The organism is Mesorhizobium sp. WSM3868 (genome assembly GCF_002294785.1).
In the GTDB taxonomy this organism is placed as follows: Bacteria; Pseudomonadota; Alphaproteobacteria; order Rhizobiales; family Rhizobiaceae; genus Mesorhizobium.
On sequence record NZ_NSGB01000005.1, the window covers coordinates 26,714 to 40,967 of the forward strand.

Annotated in this window: 26 protein-coding genes; all 26 read left to right on the forward strand. The window is 63.1% G+C overall.

What is annotated here, in order from left to right; all coding sequences use genetic code 11:
• Positions 1–3: 3 nt before the first annotated feature.
• Positions 4–312, forward strand: coding sequence for a 30S ribosomal protein S10 (gene rpsJ / locus CK221_RS10030; RefSeq protein ID WP_006205468.1), 309 nt, complete (start codon positions 4–6; stop codon positions 310–312).
• A gap of 94 nt (positions 313–406) precedes the next feature.
• The gene (rplC, locus tag CK221_RS10035) at positions 407–1,123 is read left to right on the forward strand and encodes a 50S ribosomal protein L3 (protein WP_067321479.1); all 717 of its coding nucleotides are present in this window, start codon (positions 407–409) and stop codon (positions 1,121–1,123) included.
• The gene (gene rplD, locus CK221_RS10040) at positions 1,123–1,743 is read left to right on the forward strand and encodes a 50S ribosomal protein L4 (protein WP_066989592.1); all 621 of its coding nucleotides are present in this window, start codon (positions 1,123–1,125) and stop codon (positions 1,741–1,743) included. The genes rplC and rplD overlap by 1 nt, the downstream gene beginning before the upstream one ends.
• A complete protein-coding gene (locus CK221_RS10045) occupies positions 1,740–2,033 on the forward strand; it encodes a 50S ribosomal protein L23 (protein WP_040983033.1) in 294 nt (97 codons plus the stop codon). The genes rplD and CK221_RS10045 overlap by 4 nt, the downstream gene beginning before the upstream one ends.
• A 22-nt stretch (positions 2,034–2,055) precedes the next feature.
• Positions 2,056–2,889, forward strand: a complete 834-nt coding sequence (gene rplB / locus CK221_RS10050; RefSeq protein WP_040970375.1) for a 50S ribosomal protein L2 — start codon at positions 2,056–2,058, stop codon at positions 2,887–2,889.
• 16 nt (positions 2,890–2,905) lie between these two features.
• On the forward strand, positions 2,906–3,184 hold the full coding sequence (rpsS, locus tag CK221_RS10055) for a 30S ribosomal protein S19 (RefSeq protein ID WP_006205463.1): 279 nt from the start codon (positions 2,906–2,908) through the stop codon (positions 3,182–3,184).
• A 2-nt stretch (positions 3,185–3,186) separates the two neighbouring features.
• Positions 3,187–3,576: a 50S ribosomal protein L22 gene (gene rplV / locus CK221_RS10060; RefSeq protein WP_066989594.1), complete on the forward strand. Its 390-nt coding sequence runs from the start codon at positions 3,187–3,189 to the stop codon at positions 3,574–3,576.
• A complete protein-coding gene (rpsC, locus tag CK221_RS10065) occupies positions 3,576–4,298 on the forward strand; it encodes a 30S ribosomal protein S3 (protein ID WP_066989596.1) in 723 nt (240 codons plus the stop codon). Before rplV ends, rpsC begins: the two co-directional genes overlap by 1 nt.
• Before the next feature lie 27 nt (positions 4,299–4,325).
• Positions 4,326–4,739 (forward strand): 50S ribosomal protein L16, encoded by a 414-nt coding sequence (rplP, locus tag CK221_RS10070; RefSeq protein ID WP_027170364.1) that lies wholly within the window; start codon positions 4,326–4,328, stop codon positions 4,737–4,739.
• Positions 4,740–4,751: 12 nt separating this feature from the next.
• The gene (gene rpmC / locus CK221_RS10075; protein ID WP_040970379.1) at positions 4,752–4,952 is read left to right on the forward strand and encodes a 50S ribosomal protein L29; all 201 of its coding nucleotides are present in this window, start codon (positions 4,752–4,754) and stop codon (positions 4,950–4,952) included.
• 11 nt (positions 4,953–4,963) lie between these two features.
• On the forward strand, positions 4,964–5,203 hold the full coding sequence (rpsQ, locus tag CK221_RS10080) for a 30S ribosomal protein S17 (RefSeq protein ID WP_040970380.1): 240 nt from the start codon (positions 4,964–4,966) through the stop codon (positions 5,201–5,203).
• 81 nt (positions 5,204–5,284) lie between these two features.
• A complete protein-coding gene (gene rplN, locus CK221_RS10085; RefSeq protein WP_006205457.1) occupies positions 5,285–5,653 on the forward strand; it encodes a 50S ribosomal protein L14 in 369 nt (122 codons plus the stop codon).
• Between the two features lie 12 nt (positions 5,654–5,665).
• Positions 5,666–5,980, forward strand: coding sequence for a 50S ribosomal protein L24 (gene rplX / locus CK221_RS10090; protein ID WP_059188493.1), 315 nt, complete (start codon positions 5,666–5,668; stop codon positions 5,978–5,980).
• A complete protein-coding gene (rplE, locus tag CK221_RS10095; protein WP_095777622.1) occupies positions 5,973–6,551 on the forward strand; it encodes a 50S ribosomal protein L5 in 579 nt (192 codons plus the stop codon). Before rplX ends, rplE begins: the two co-directional genes overlap by 8 nt.
• Positions 6,552–6,577: 26 nt before the next feature.
• Positions 6,578–6,883 (forward strand): 30S ribosomal protein S14, encoded by a 306-nt coding sequence (gene rpsN / locus CK221_RS10100; RefSeq protein WP_095777623.1) that lies wholly within the window; start codon positions 6,578–6,580, stop codon positions 6,881–6,883.
• 12 nt (positions 6,884–6,895) lie between these two features.
• Positions 6,896–7,294: a 30S ribosomal protein S8 gene (gene rpsH, locus CK221_RS10105; protein ID WP_066989600.1), complete on the forward strand. Its 399-nt coding sequence runs from the start codon at positions 6,896–6,898 to the stop codon at positions 7,292–7,294.
• Between the two features lie 113 nt (positions 7,295–7,407).
• A complete protein-coding gene (gene rplF, locus CK221_RS10110) occupies positions 7,408–7,941 on the forward strand; it encodes a 50S ribosomal protein L6 (protein ID WP_067321468.1) in 534 nt (177 codons plus the stop codon).
• A gap of 88 nt (positions 7,942–8,029) precedes the next feature.
• Positions 8,030–8,392, forward strand: coding sequence for a 50S ribosomal protein L18 (gene rplR, locus CK221_RS10115; protein WP_066989604.1), 363 nt, complete (start codon positions 8,030–8,032; stop codon positions 8,390–8,392).
• 126 nt (positions 8,393–8,518) lie between these two features.
• Positions 8,519–9,088, forward strand: coding sequence for a 30S ribosomal protein S5 (gene rpsE / locus CK221_RS10120; RefSeq protein ID WP_027046810.1), 570 nt, complete (start codon positions 8,519–8,521; stop codon positions 9,086–9,088).
• Between the two features lie 25 nt (positions 9,089–9,113).
• Positions 9,114–9,311 (forward strand): 50S ribosomal protein L30, encoded by a 198-nt coding sequence (gene rpmD / locus CK221_RS10125; protein ID WP_027170355.1) that lies wholly within the window; start codon positions 9,114–9,116, stop codon positions 9,309–9,311.
• A gap of 23 nt (positions 9,312–9,334) precedes the next feature.
• Positions 9,335–9,808, forward strand: coding sequence for a 50S ribosomal protein L15 (rplO, locus tag CK221_RS10130; protein WP_066989606.1), 474 nt, complete (start codon positions 9,335–9,337; stop codon positions 9,806–9,808).
• Between the two features lie 260 nt (positions 9,809–10,068).
• Positions 10,069–11,409, forward strand: a complete 1,341-nt coding sequence (gene secY / locus CK221_RS10135; RefSeq protein WP_066989608.1) for a preprotein translocase subunit SecY — start codon at positions 10,069–10,071, stop codon at positions 11,407–11,409.
• Positions 11,406–11,996 (forward strand): adenylate kinase, encoded by a 591-nt coding sequence (locus CK221_RS10140; protein WP_095777624.1) that lies wholly within the window; start codon positions 11,406–11,408, stop codon positions 11,994–11,996. Before secY ends, CK221_RS10140 begins: the two co-directional genes overlap by 4 nt.
• Positions 11,997–12,219: 223 nt before the next feature.
• Entirely contained in the window at positions 12,220–12,588 is a 369-nt protein-coding gene (gene rpsM, locus CK221_RS10145) for a 30S ribosomal protein S13 (protein ID WP_027170351.1), read from the forward strand.
• Between the two features lie 156 nt (positions 12,589–12,744).
• Complete coding sequence (rpsK, locus tag CK221_RS10150) at positions 12,745–13,134, forward strand: 30S ribosomal protein S11 (RefSeq protein WP_006205444.1); 390 nt, start codon at positions 12,745–12,747, stop codon at positions 13,132–13,134.
• Positions 13,135–13,233: 99 nt separating this feature from the next.
• Positions 13,234–14,244, forward strand: a complete 1,011-nt coding sequence (locus CK221_RS10155) for a DNA-directed RNA polymerase subunit alpha (protein WP_059188661.1) — start codon at positions 13,234–13,236, stop codon at positions 14,242–14,244.
• Positions 14,245–14,254: the final 10 nt, after the last annotated feature.

Genomic DNA, 14,254 nt, shown 5'->3' on the forward strand with positions numbered 1-14,254 from the left:
CGCATGAACGGACAGAATATCCGCATCCGCCTTAAGGCGTTTGACCACCGGGTGCTCGACGCCTCGACGCGCGAAATCGTGTCGACCGCCAAGCGCACCGGCGCCAACGTCCGCGGCCCCATTCCGCTGCCGACGCGGATCGAAAAGTTCACGGTCAACCGGTCGCCTCACGTCGACAAGAAGAGCCGCGAGCAGTTCGAGATGCGCACCCACAAGCGACTGCTCGACATCGTCGATCCGACCCCGCAGACGGTCGATGCTCTGATGAAGCTCGATCTGGCCGCCGGTGTCGACGTCGAGATCAAGCTCTAAGGAACAAGAGGGCGGGGCGACCCGGAACTCTGAAGGAAGCAAGAGGCGTGGAGGGGCGTCAGCCCCGACAGGGAACTCTAAAGGAATTGAACCGATGCGTTCAGGTGTGATTGCAAAGAAGGTGGGAATGACCCGCATCTATAACGATGCCGGGGAACACGTTCCCGTCACCGTTCTCCAGATGGAGAACTGCCAGGTCGTGGCGCAGCGCACGCAGGAGAAGAACGGCTACACCGCCGTCCAGCTCGGCGTTGGCCTTGCCAAGGTGAAGAACACGTCGAAGGCGATGCGCGGCCATTTCGCTGCCGCCTCCGTCGAGCCGAAGGCGAAGCTCGCCGAGTTCCGCGTCTCCGCCGACAACATGATCGACGTCGGCGCCGAGCTCACCGTCGAGCACTTCGTCGCCGGCCAGAAGGTCGACGTGACGGGCACCTCGACCGGCAAGGGTTTCCAGGGCGTGATCAAGCGGCACAACATGGGTGGCGGCCGCGCCACGCACGGTAACTCGGTCTCGCACCGCACGCACGGCTCGACCGGTCAGCGCCAGGACCCCGGTAAGGTGTTCAAGGGCAAGAAGATGGCCGGCCACATGGGCGACGTCCGCGTCACCACCCAGAATGTCGAGGTCGTCTCGACCGATGCCGACCGCGGCCTGATCCTGATCCGCGGCGCCGTCCCGGGAGTGAAGGGCGCCTGGATCCTGGTCCGTGACGCGGCCAAGGTTGCGCTGCCGGCCAACGCGCCGAAGCCAGCCGCGATCCGTGCCGCTGCCGCCAAGAACGATGCCCCGGCCAATGAGGGAGCGGAATAATGGACCTCAAGATCACAACCCTCGGCGGCAAGGACGCTGGCAAGGTAAAGCTCTCCGAGGAGATCTTCGGCCTTGACCCGCGTGAGGACATCCTGCAGCGCGTCGTGCGCTGGCAGCTGGCCAAGAAGCAGCAGGGCACGCACAAGGCCAAGGGCCGCGCCGAGATCGCGCGCACCGGCGCCAAGATGTACAAGCAGAAGGGTACGGGCCGCGCCCGTCACCATTCGGCTCGCGCTCCGCAGTTCCGCGGCGGTGGCAAGGCGCACGGCCCGGTCGTGCGCAGCCATGAGCACGAGCTGCCGAAGAAGGTGCGCGCGCTGGGCCTGAAGCACGCTCTCTCGGCCAAGGCCAAGAGCGCTTCGCTGATCATCGTCGACGAGCTGAAGCTCGCCGAAGCCAAGACCAAGGCGCTGGTGGCGAGCCTCGAGACGCTCGGGCTCACCAATGCCCTGGTGATCGGCGGCGCCGAGCTTGACCAGAACTTCAAGCTGGCGGCGACCAACATTCCCAACATCGACGTGCTGCCGATCCAGGGCATCAACGTCTACGACATTCTGCGCCGCGGCACGCTGGTCCTTTCGAAGGCCGCCGTCGAGGCTCTCGAGGAGCGCTTCAAATGACCGACCTCCGTCATTACGACGTGATCGTCTCGCCGGCGATCACCGAAAAGTCGACCATGGCTTCCGAGCAGAACCAGGTCGTCTTCAATGTCGCCAAGAAGGCGTCGAAGCCGGAAATCAAGGCCGCCGTGGAAGCTCTCTTCGGGGTCAAGGTTACGGCCGTGAACACGCTCGTCCGTAAGGGCAAGATCAAGCGCTTCCGCGGCACGGTTGGCCGCCAGGGCGACGTCAAGAAGGCGGTTGTGACGCTGGCCGACGGCCAGTCGATCGACGTCGCGACGGGTCTCTGAGCAAGGCCGCGAGGACAGGACAATGGCACTCAAGAAATTCAACCCGGTAACGCCGAGCACCCGTCAGCTGGTCATCGTCGACCGCTCGGGCCTCTACAAGGGCAAGCCCGTCAAGGGCCTGACCGAAGGCCTGACCAAGTCGGGCGGCCGCAATAATTACGGCCGCATCACGGCCCGCTTCATCGGCGGCGGTCACAAGCGTTCGTACCGCATCATCGACTTCAAGCGTAAGAAGTACGACGTCGTCGGCACGGTCGAGCGCATCGAATACGATCCGAACCGCACCGCCTTCATCGCCCTGATCAAGTATGACGACGGCGAGCTGTCCTACATCCTGGCGCCGCAGCGTCTGGCTGCCGGCGACAAGATCGTGGCCGGCGAAGCGGTCGACGTGAAGCCGGGCAACGCGATGCCGCTGGCCTCGATGCCGGTCGGCACGATCGTCCACAATATTGAGCTGAAGCCGGGCAAGGGCGGCCAGGTCGCCCGTTCGGCCGGCGGTTACGCCCAGCTCGTCGGCCGCGACCAGGGCATGGCGATCCTGCGCCTCAACTCGGGCGAGCAGCGCGTCGTGCACGGCTCGTGCATGGCCACCGTCGGCGCCGTGTCGAACCCCGATCACGGCAACATCAACGACGGCAAGGCCGGCCGCACGGTGTGGCGTGGCAAGCGCCCGCACAATCGCGGCGTGGCCATGAACCCGGTCGATCATCCGCACGGTGGTGGCGAAGGCCGCACCTCGGGTGGCCGTCACCCGGTTTCGCCCTGGGGCAAGCCGACCAAGGGCAAGAAGACGCGGTCCAACAAGGCGACCGACAAGTTCATCGTGCGCTCGCGCCATCAGCGCAAGAGCTAAGAAGAGGTAACGCCACGTGACTCGTTCGATTTGGAAAGGCCCCTTCATCGACGGCTACCTTCTCAAGAAGGTGGACAAGGTTCGTGAAGGCGGTCGCAATGAGGTGATCAAGATGTGGAGCCGTCGCTCCACCATCCTGCCGCAGTTCGTCGGCTTCACCTTCGGTGTCTACAACGGCCAGAAGCACGTTCCCGTCTCGGTGAACGAGGACATGGTCGGCCACAAGTTCGGTGAATTCGCTCCGACCCGGACCTATTACGGTCATGGCGCGGATAAGAAGGCGAAGAGGAAATAATCATGGGCAAGGCCAAAGCTCCGCGCAGGCTTGCTGACAACGAGGCGCGCGCCGTTCTGCGCACCATCCGTATCAGCCCGCAGAAGCTGAACCTGGTTGCCGCGCTGATCCGCGGCAAGAAGGTCGCGACAGCGCTTTCCGACCTCGAATTCTCGGCCAAGCGGATTTCCGGCACGGTCAAGAAGACGCTGGAGTCCGCGATCGCCAACGCGGAAAACAACCACGACCTTGATGTCGACGCGCTGATCGTATCGGAAGCCTATGTCGGCAAGTCGATCGTCATGAAGCGTTTCCACGCGCGTGGCCGTGGTCGCGCCAGCCGTATCGAAAAGCCGTTCTCGCACCTCACGATCGTCGTTCGTGAAGTCGAGGAAAAAGGGGAGGCCGCATAATGGGCCAGAAAGTCAATCCGATCGGGCTGCGTCTCGGCATCAACCGCACCTGGGATTCGCGCTGGTTCGCGAACACCGGCGAATACGGTCAGCTGCTGCATGAAGACATCAAGATCCGTAAGTATCTCGAGAAGGAACTCAAGCAGGCCGCGATCTCCAAGGTCGTGATCGAGCGTCCGCACAAGAAGTGCCGCGTCACCATCCATGCCGCGCGTCCGGGCCTGATCATCGGCAAGAAGGGCGCCGACATCGAGAAGCTCCGCAGGAAGCTGATGGAGATGACGAAGTCCGAGACGCACCTCAACATCGTTGAAGTGCGCAAGCCGGAAATCGACGCCACGCTGATCGCCCAGTCGATCGCCCAGCAGCTCGAACGCCGCATCGCGTTCCGTCGCGCCATGAAGCGCGCCGTTCAGTCGGCCATGCGTCTCGGCGCCGAAGGCATCCGCATCAACTGCTCCGGCCGTCTCGGCGGCGCCGAAATCGCGCGCATGGAGTGGTACCGCGAAGGCCGCGTGCCGCTGCATACGCTGCGCGCCGATGTCGACTACGGCACGGCCGAGGCGAACACGGCGTACGGCATCTGCGGCGTCAAGGTGTGGGTGTTCAAGGGCGAGATCCTCGAGCACGACCCGATGGCGTCGGAGCGTCGCGCCACGGAAGGCGATCACGGCGGTCAGACCGGCGAGCGTGAGCGCGGTCGCCGTCGCGAGAACGCCTGAGAAATTTGAGAATTTGGAGTTAGAACGATGCTGCAGCCAAAGCGCACAAAGTTCCGCAAGCAGTTCAAGGGCCGTATCCACGGTACCGCCAAGGGCGGCACCAATCTGGATTTCGGCGGTTTCGGGCTGAAGGCGCTTGAGCCGAACCGCGTCACCGCGCGCGAGATCGAGGCGGCCCGCCGCGCGATCACCCGCGAGATGAAGCGCGCCGGCCGCGTCTGGATCCGGGTGTTCCCGGATCTGCCGGTCACCTCAAAGCCGACCGAAGTGCGCATGGGTAAGGGCAAGGGCGCCGTCGACTACTGGGCGGCGCGCGTCAAGCCTGGCCGCATCATGTTCGAGATCGACGGCGTCAGCGAAGAAACAGCGCGTGAGGCGCTGCGTCTCGGCGCCGCCAAGCTCTCGGTCAAGACGCGCTTCGTGCAGCGCATCGCAGAATAAGGACAGGCGATCATGAAAGCCGAAGACATCCGGACCAAGACCCAGGATCAGCTGGCCGACGACCTGGCCGCCCTCAAGAAGGAGCAGTTCAACCTGCGCTTCCAGAAGGCCACCGGCCAGCTCGAGAAGACCGCACGCGTGAAGCAGGTCCGCAGGGACATCGCGCGCATCAAGACCATCGCCGCGGAAAAAGCCGCGGCCAAGAAGGCTTAAGGACGAGAACCATGCCAAAGCGCATCCTGCAGGGCACCGTCGTCAGCGACAAGAACGAGAAGACGGTCGTCGTCAAGGTCGAGCGGCGCTTCACGCATCCCGTGATGAAGAAGACCGTGCGCCTGACCAAGAAGTACAAGGCGCATGACGAGAACAACGCCCATAAGGTCGGCGACCAGGTGTTCATCCAGGAATCGAAGCCGATCTCCAAGGACAAGCGCTGGGTCGTCATCACCGCGGATCAGGCTTGATCCGGGCGAACGAAACGAATTTTGGACAGACCGGGGAGGGGTGAAAGCCCGTCCCGTTAGAAAAGAAGAAGGCGGCCAGTCATGATTCAGATGCAAACAAACCTCGACGTCGCGGACAATTCCGGCGCCCGTCGTGTCATGTGCATCAAGGTGCTGGGCGGTTCGAAGCGGAAGTATGCCTCCGTCGGCGACATCATCGTGGTGTCGATCAAGGAAGCCATCCCGCGCGGCCGCGTTAAGAAGGGCGATGTGATGAAGGCGGTCGTGGTTCGCACGGCCAAGGACATCCGCCGTCCGGACGGCAGCGTGATCCGTTTCGACAAGAACGCGGCCGTTCTCGTCGACAACAAGAAAGAGCCGATCGGCACGCGTATCTTCGGGCCGGTTCCGCGCGAGCTTCGCGCCAAGAACCACATGAAGATCATCTCGCTCGCGCCTGAAGTGCTGTAAGGAGCCGGACCCATGCAAAAGATCAGAAAAGGCGACAAGGTCGTCGTGCTTGCCGGCAAGGACAAGGGCCGTTCGGGCGAAGTCCTGTCGGTGCAGCCGAAGGAAGACACCGCGCTGGTCCGCGGCGTGAACCTCATTCGCCGTCACCAGAAGCAGACCCAGTCCCAAGAGGGCGGGATCATCACCAAGGAAGCGCCGATCCACCTGTCGAACATCGCGCTGGCCGACCCCAAGGACGGCAAGCCGACCCGCGTCGGCTTCGCCATCCAGAAGGACGGCAAGAAGGTGCGCGTCGCCAAGCGTTCGGGAGAAGTCATCAATGGCTAAAGCTGAAACCAAGCAGGCAGCTGCCAAGAACGAGCCGCGCCTCAAGAAGGTCTATCAGGAGACCATCCGCAAGGCGCTGCAGGAGCAGTTCGGCTACGACAACGAGATGCAGGTTCCGCGCATCGACAAGATCGTGCTGAACATGGGCGTCGGTGAAGCGACCGGCGATTCCAAGAAGCCCTCGGTCGCGGCCGAGGACCTCGCGCTGATCGCCGGCCAGAAGGCTGTCGTCACCCGCGCCCGCAACTCGATCGCGGGCTTCAAGGTGCGCGAGAACATGCCGATCGGCGCCAAGGTCACGCTGCGCAAGGAACGGATGTACGAGTTCCTCGACCGCCTCGTGAACATCGCGCTGCCGCGCGTTCGCGACTTCCGCGGACTCAACCCGAAGAGCTTTGACGGCCGTGGCAACTACGCCATGGGCATCAAGGAGCACATCGTGTTCCCGGAGATCAACTACGACAAGGTTGATCAGGTCTGGGGCATGGACGTCATCGTTTGTACGACGGCGAAGACGGATGACGAGGCCAGGGCGCTGCTCAAGGCCTTCAACTTCCCCTTCCGCCAGTAACGGCAGCGAAAAAGGAAAAATCTGAAATGGCAAAGACCAGCTCAGTCGAGAAGAACAACCGGCGCCGCAAGCTTGCCGGTCAGTACGCCGCCAAGCGCAAGGCGCTCAAGGAAATCGTCATGGACCAGTCCAAGCCGATGGAAGAGCGTTTCCGCGCCCAGTTGAAGCTTTCGGCGCTGCCGCGCAACTCGGCCAAGATCCGCATCCGCAACCGCTGCGAAGTGACGGGGCGTCCGCGCGCCTACTATCGCAAGCTCAAGCTTTCGCGTATCGCGCTTCGCGATCTGGGCAACAACGGCCAGATCCCGGGCCTGGTCAAGTCGAGCTGGTAAGGAGACACTGAGATGTCATTGAGCGATCCTCTCGGCGATATGCTGACCCGCATCCGCAACGCCTATGGCCGCAAGAAGTCGAGCGTCTCGACTCCGGCCTCGCGTCTGCGCGCCCGCGTCCTCGAAGTGCTGAAGTCGGAAGGCTATATCCGCGACTACAGCCAGACCGATTTCGAGAACGGCAAGTCGGAAATCGAGATCGAGCTGAAGTATTTCGACGGCGCTCCGGTCGTGCGCGAAATCGAGCGCGTCTCGAAGCCCGGCCGCCGCGTCTATGTCTCGGCCAAGTCGATCCCGCATGTCGCCAACGGCCTCGGCATCGCCATCCTTTCGACGCCGAAGGGCGTCATGGCCGATCACGAAGCGCGCGAGCAGAATGTCGGCGGCGAGATCCTCTGCCAGATTTTCTAAGGGTGAATGGTCAATGGTGAATAGTGAATGGTGAGACTGCACGGGACTTTTGACCGCGCCGTTCGCCATTTCACCATTCACCATTCACAGCAGTAAAGGAAGAGGAGACAACAATGTCTCGTATCGGAAAGAAACCCGTTTCGCTGCCGCAGGGCGTCTCCGCGACCGTCAACGGCCAGACCGTGACGGCCAAGGGCCCCAAGGGCGAGCTGAAGTTCGTGGTCAACGACGAAGTGCTGGTCAAGATGGAAGGCGCCGAGATTTCGGTCGAGCCGCGCGACCAGACCAAGACCGCCCGCGCCAAGTGGGGCATGTCGCGCACGCAGATCGTCAACATCCTGCAGGGCGTCAAGGACGGCTTCGAGAAGAAGCTCGAGATCACCGGCGTCGGCTATCGCGCCGCCATGCAGGGCAAGAACCTGCAGCTGGCGCTCGGCTTCAGCCACGACGTGGTCTATGAGACGCCGCAGGGCATCACGATCTCGGTGCCGAAGCCGACCGAAATCACGGTCTCCGGCATCGACAAGCAGCAGGTCGGCCAGGTCGCGGCCGAGATCCGCGAGTATCGCGGTCCCGAACCCTACAAGGGCAAGGGCGTGCGCTATGCCGACGAGCGGATCGTCCGCAAGGAAGGCAAGAAGAAGTAAGACTTTTGATCGCCGCGGGGCGCGACCGCGGGAGGCTTGGCCTACCGCACACGGTTGCCCCCGTTTTCTGAAGGCAAGGAACAGAATCATGGCTAGCCCCAAAGAAACCACCCAGCGCCGCGCGCAGCGCGTGCGCCGCCAGCTCAAGAAGGTCGCCGGCGAGCGGCCGCGGCTTTCGGTGCATCGCACCTCGAAGCACATATACGTCCAGGTCATCGACGACGCGAAGGGCCACACGCTGGCCGCCGCCTCGACGCTGGAGAAGGAGCTGAAGGGCTCGCTCAAGACCGGCGCCGACAGCGCCGCTGCTGCCGCGGTCGGCAAGCTGATCGCCGAGCGCGCGTCGAAGGCCGGCGTCAAGGAAGTCGTCTTCGATCGTGGCCCGTACATCTATCACGGCCGCGTCAAGGCGCTGGCCGAGGCTGCCCGCGAAGGCGGTCTGAGCTTCTAATGCATGATCCCGAAAAGTTGCAGACTTTTCGGACAAGATCATGCAAAGGAGAAATTCACCGCCGGTGTCGATAGAGGCGCCGGCAAACAGCAACCCGTGCTTCCGGAAAAGAACAAGGACTAGGATATGGCACAGGAACGTAGGGAAGGCGGCCGCGGCCGCGAGCGTGAACGCGAAGAGCGCGACGACGGCATGGTGGACAAGCTTGTCCACATCAACCGCGTCGCCAAGGTGGTGAAGGGCGGCCGTCGCTTCGGCTTTGCCGCGCTCGTCGTCGTCGGCGACCAGAAGGGCCGCGTCGGCTTCGGCCACGGCAAGGCGCGCGAAGTGCCGGAGGCGATCCGCAAGGCGACCGAATCGGCCAAGCGCGACATGATCTTCGTGCCGCTGCGTTCGGGCCGCACGCTGCATCACGACGTCGAGGGCCGCTGGGGCGCCGGACGCGTTCTGCTGCGCGCCGCCAAGCAGGGTACCGGCATCATCGCTGGCGGCCCGATGCGCGCCGTCTTCGAGACGCTCGGCATGCATGACGTGGTCGCCAAGTCGATGGGTTCGTCGAACCCCTACAACATGGTTCGCGCCACCTTCGACGCGCTGAAGAGCCAGATGCATCCGAAGGATGTGGCTGCTGCGCGCGGCATCAAGTACTCGACCCTTCAGGCCCGCCGCGGCACCGCCGTCGCGGCCGAAGAATAGTCGACGCTGACCAGGGATTTCGACCATGGCCAAGAAAGCTACCAAGACCATCACCGTCGAGCAGATCGGTTCGCCGATCCGCCGGCCGAAGGAGCAGCGCGCGACGCTGGTCGGCCTCGGCCTCAACAAGATGCACAAGCGGCGCACGCTGGAAGACACCCCTTCGGTGCGCGGCATGATCGCCGCCGTCCAGCACCTCGTCCGCGTTGTGGACGAGGCCTGAACGGAAGCGCAGGAGACAGAAACATGAAACTCAACGATCTGCGTGACAAGGACGGCGCCACGCACTCCAGGAAGCGCCTCGGTCGCGGCATCGGCTCCGGCTCTGGCAAGACCGCCGGTCGCGGCGTCAAGGGCCAGAAGGCACGCTCGGGCGTTGCCATCAACGGCTTCGAGGGCGGCCAGATGCCGCTTTACCGGCGCCTGCCGAAGCGCGGCTTCAACAACCTGTTCGCCAAGAGCTTCACCGTCGTGTCGCTTGCCCGCATCCAGGCTGCGGTCGATGCCAAGAAGCTCGACGCGAAGGAGACCGTGACGGCTGAGACCCTGATCGCTGCCGGCGTCATCCGCCGCGCCAAGGACGGCGTGCGCGTGCTCTCCGACGGCGAGCTCAAGGCCAAGCTCAGCTTCGACGTCGCCGGCGCCTCCAAAGCTGCGATCGAGAAGATCGAGAAGGCCGGCGGTTCGGTGAAGCTGCCGGAAGCGGCCGCCGCCGAGTAACGGCGATTTGAAGCGCGGCCGGCGGGTATGGTTTCATTTTTGCCGCCCGTCCGCGCTTTGATCTGATCAATTAGGCGGCCGCGTCAACGCGGCCGCTTGCATGTTGACGGTCCGGAGCTTATCTCGTGAGCTTCGGTGACACGCGCCGCCTGAGCTGCGGGCATCGAGCGCGACATAGAAATCAATGAAGTAGAGCATGATGTCTTCCGAAAACCGCTTCACACTTTTTCGGCATCATGCTCTAGCGGAGAAAATCAGGCATGGCTTCGGCTGCTGAACAACTAGCCTCCAATCTGAATTTTGCGGCCTTCGCCAAGGCCGAGGATTTGAAGAAGCGCATCTGGTTCACCGTCGGCGCGCTGCTCGTCTACCGCCTCGGCACCTACATCCCGCTTCCCGGGATCAATCCCGACGCTTTCGCGCAGGCCTTCTCCTCGCAGAGCAAGGGCGTGCTCGGCATGTTCAACATGTTTGCCGGCGGCGCCGTGCAGCGCATGGCGATCTTCGCGCTCGGCATCATGCCCTACATCTCCGCCTCCATCATCATGCAGCTGATGACCTCGGTCATCCCGTCGCTGGAAGCGCTCAAGAAGGAAGGCGAGCAGGGCCGCAAGATCATCAACCAGTACACGCGCTACGGCACCGTGCTGCTGGCCTTGGTGCAGGCCTACGGCATTTCGGTCGGGCTGGAGGGCGGCAACGGTATCGTCACCGATCCCGGCATGTTCTTCCGCATCTCGACCGTCGTCACGCTTGTCGGCGGCACCATGTTCCTGATGTGGCTCGGCGAGCAAATCACCGCGCGCGGCATCGGCAACGGCATTTCGCTGATCATCTTCTCGGGCATCGTCGCCGGTCTGCCGCACGCCATTTCAGGCACGCTGGAACTCGGCCGCACCGGTGCGCTGTCCACGAGCCTGATTCTCGCGATCATCGTGCTCGCCGTCGTCGTCATCGGCGTCATCGTCTTCTTCGAGCGCGCTCAGCGCCGCCTGCTCATCCAGTATCCGAAGCGGCAGGTCGGCAACCGCATGTTCCAGGGCGATACCTCGCATTTGCCGCTGAAGCTCAACACCTCGGGCGTCATCCCGCCGATCTTCGCCTCCTCGCTGCTGTTGCTGCCGGCAACGGTTGCCGGCTTCTCGCAGACCACCAACCTGCCTGCCTGGGCGAGCACGGTCCTGGCGGCGCTGGGCCACGGCCAGCCGCTCTATATGGCGTTCTATGCGGCGATGATCATTTTCTTCGCCTTCTTCTATACGGCAATCGTCTTCAACCCGAAGGACACGGCCGACCAGCTCAAGAAGCATTCCGGCTTCATCCCGGGCTATCGTCCGGGCGAGCGCACCGCCGAATATATCGACTATGTTCTGACGCGTATCACCGTCATCGGCGCCATCTATCTGGTGCTGGTGTGTCTGCTGCCTGAGTTCCTGATTTCAGCGACTGGCGTACCTTTCTATCTCGGTGGCACATCGCTTCTGATCGTGGTCAGTGTCACGCTCGACACGGTGGCGCAGATTCAGGGTCACCTGATCGCGCACCAGTATGAGGGCCTGATCAAGAAGTCGAAGTTGCGCGGGGGTAAGAGGAGCAGATGAGGCTGATATTGCTTGGGCCGCCAGGAGCGGGCAAGGGGACGCAAGCACAGAGACTGGTAGAAAAACACGGCATACCCCAGCTTTCGACGGGAGATATGCTGCGTGCCGCCGTCCAGGCCGGAACCGAAGTCGGCAAGCGGGCCAAGGCGGTGATGGATGCCGGCGAGCTGGTATCGGACGCGATCGTCAATGCGATCGTTGCCGAGCGGATCGACCAGCCCGACTGCGCCAGGGGCTTCATTCTCGACGGTTATCCGCGCACGCTGGTGCAGGCCGATGCCGTCGAAGCCATGCTCGCCGAGCGCAACATCGCGCTCGACAGCGTCATCGAGCTCGTCGTCGACGACAAGGCGCTGGTCGGGCGCATCGTCAAGCGGGCCGAGGATGCCAAGGCGGCCGGCCAGCCGGTGCGCAAGGACGACAACCCGGCGGTGTTCGAGGAGCGCCTGCGAGAATATTACAAGAAGACGGCGCCGCTGACCGGCTACTACTATGCCAAAGGCAGGCTGATTAGCGTTGACGGCATGGCCAGCATCGACGCGGTGACCGCGGAGATCGAGAAGGTGCTCACGGCGGCGGTGAGCTAGGCCGCTCCGGCAAGCAAAGATTGCGCTTGACTGGAAGAAGCCATTGGGGTATGGCGGCCCGTCTTCCTATCAGGCATGGACTTTGCTTGCCCGCAAGGGCAGGGCATCCGCTTTGAACCAGGAAACTCCCGCAAGGGCCGGCCTCCACCGGACGCGGGGCAACTTAGATAGCGCCGGGCCTGCCTTTTTGAAGGATGGCCGGCCCAAATGGAGATGAAAGAACATGGCTCGTATAGCCGGCGTCAACATTCCGACCAACAAGCGCGTCGTCATTGCGCTTCAGTACATTCACGGCATCGGCAAGAAGTTTGCCCAGGAGATCGTCGACAAGGTCGGCATCCCGGCAGACCGCCGCGTCAACCAGCTGACCGACGCGGAAGTGCTGCAGATCCGCGAGACGATCGACCGCGACTACCAGGTCGAAGGCGACCTGCGCCGCGAGGTCTCGATGAACATCAAGCGGCTGATGGACCTCGGCTGCTACCGCGGGCTGCGTCACCGCCGCTCGCTGCCGGTCCGCGGCCAGCGCACGCATACCAATGCGCGCACCCGCAAGGGCCCGGCCAAGGCGATCGCCGGCAAGAAGAAGTAATTAGGGGAATAAGGGAGTAGGGGAGTAAGGCAGTAGGGAATAGTCCGAAATCGGATCGTTCATTTCCCACTCCCTTACTGCCCTATTCCCCTACTCCCTTACGAAGGTGGAGCCGCTGGCGTTACGGCGGTGTAGAGATCAACTGAAAGGACTACCATGGCCAAGGAAGCCGCTCGTGTTCGCCGTCGCGAACGCAAGAACATCTCGTCGGGCGTTGCCCACGTCAATTCGACCTTCAACAACACGATGATCACCATCACCGACGCGCAGGGCAATTCGATCGCCTGGTCGTCGGCCGGCGCCCAGGGCTTCAAGGGTTCGCGCAAGTCGACCCCGTTCGCCGCCCAGATGGCCGCCGAGGACGTCGCCAAGAAGGCCCAGGAACACGGCATGCGCATGCTCGAGGTCGAGGTCTGCGGACCCGGCTCCGGCCGTGAATCGGCGCTGCGCGCCCTGCAGGCCGCCGGCTTCACGATCACCTCGATCCGCGATGTGACGCCGATCCCGCACAATGGCTGCCGTCCGCGCAAGAAGCGCCGCGTCTAATATTTTTGAACGCCGCGTGAGCGCCAAGGCGCTCCTCCGCGGCAATTCCAGGCTGCCCGCCACGATTGGATGGTGGCGGGTCAAAGGAAGGAAGACACCATGATCCAGAAAAACTGGCAGGAACTGATCAAGCCGAACAAGATCGAGTTCTCGTCGAAGAAGAAGACGCTGACCACGCTCGTGGCCGAGCCGCTCGAGCGCGGCTTCGGCCTCACGCTCGGCAACGCGCTGCGGCGCGTGCTTCTGTCTTCGCTGCGCGGCGCGGCCGTCACCGCCGTGCAGATCGACGGCGTGCTGCATGAGTTCTCGTCCATCGCCGGCGTGCGCGAGGACGTGACCGACATCGTGCTCAACATCAAGGAAATCGCCATCCGCATGGAAGGCGATGGTCCCAAGCGCATGGTCGTGCGCAAGCAGGGTCCGGGCGCCGTCCTTGCCGGCGACATCCAGACCGTCGGCGACGTCGAGATCCTCAACCCCGACCACGTGATCTGCACGCTGGACGAGGGTGCGGAGATCCGCATGGAGTTCACCGTCGACACCGGCAAGGGCTATGTGCCGGCTGAGCGCAACCGCGCCGAGGACGCGCCGATCGGCTTGATCCCGGTCGACAGCCTCTACTCGCCAGTCAAGAAGGTCTCCTACAAGGTCGAGAACACCCGCGAGGGCCAGGTTCTCGACTATGACAAGCTGACCATGACCATCGAGACCGACGGTTCGATCTCGGGCGAGGACGCCGTGGCTTTCGCGGCCCGCATCCTGCAGGACCAGCTCAGCCTGTTCGTCAACTTCGACGAGCCGCAGAAGGAAGTCGCCACCGAGGCCGTCACCGAGCTCGCCTTCAACCCGGCGCTGCTCAAGAAGGTCGACGAGCTCGAGCTTTCGGTGCGTTCGGCCAACTGCCTGAAGAACGACAACATCGTCTATATCGGCGACCTGATCCAGAAGACGGAAGCCGAGATGCTGCGCACTCCGAATTTCGGCCGCAAGTCGCTGAACGAGATCAAGGAAGTGCTGGCGGCGATGGGTCTGCACCTCGGCATGGAAGTGCCGGATTGGCCCCCGGAAAACATCGAAGACCTCGCCAAGCGTTACGAAGATCAATATTGAGCATGAATTC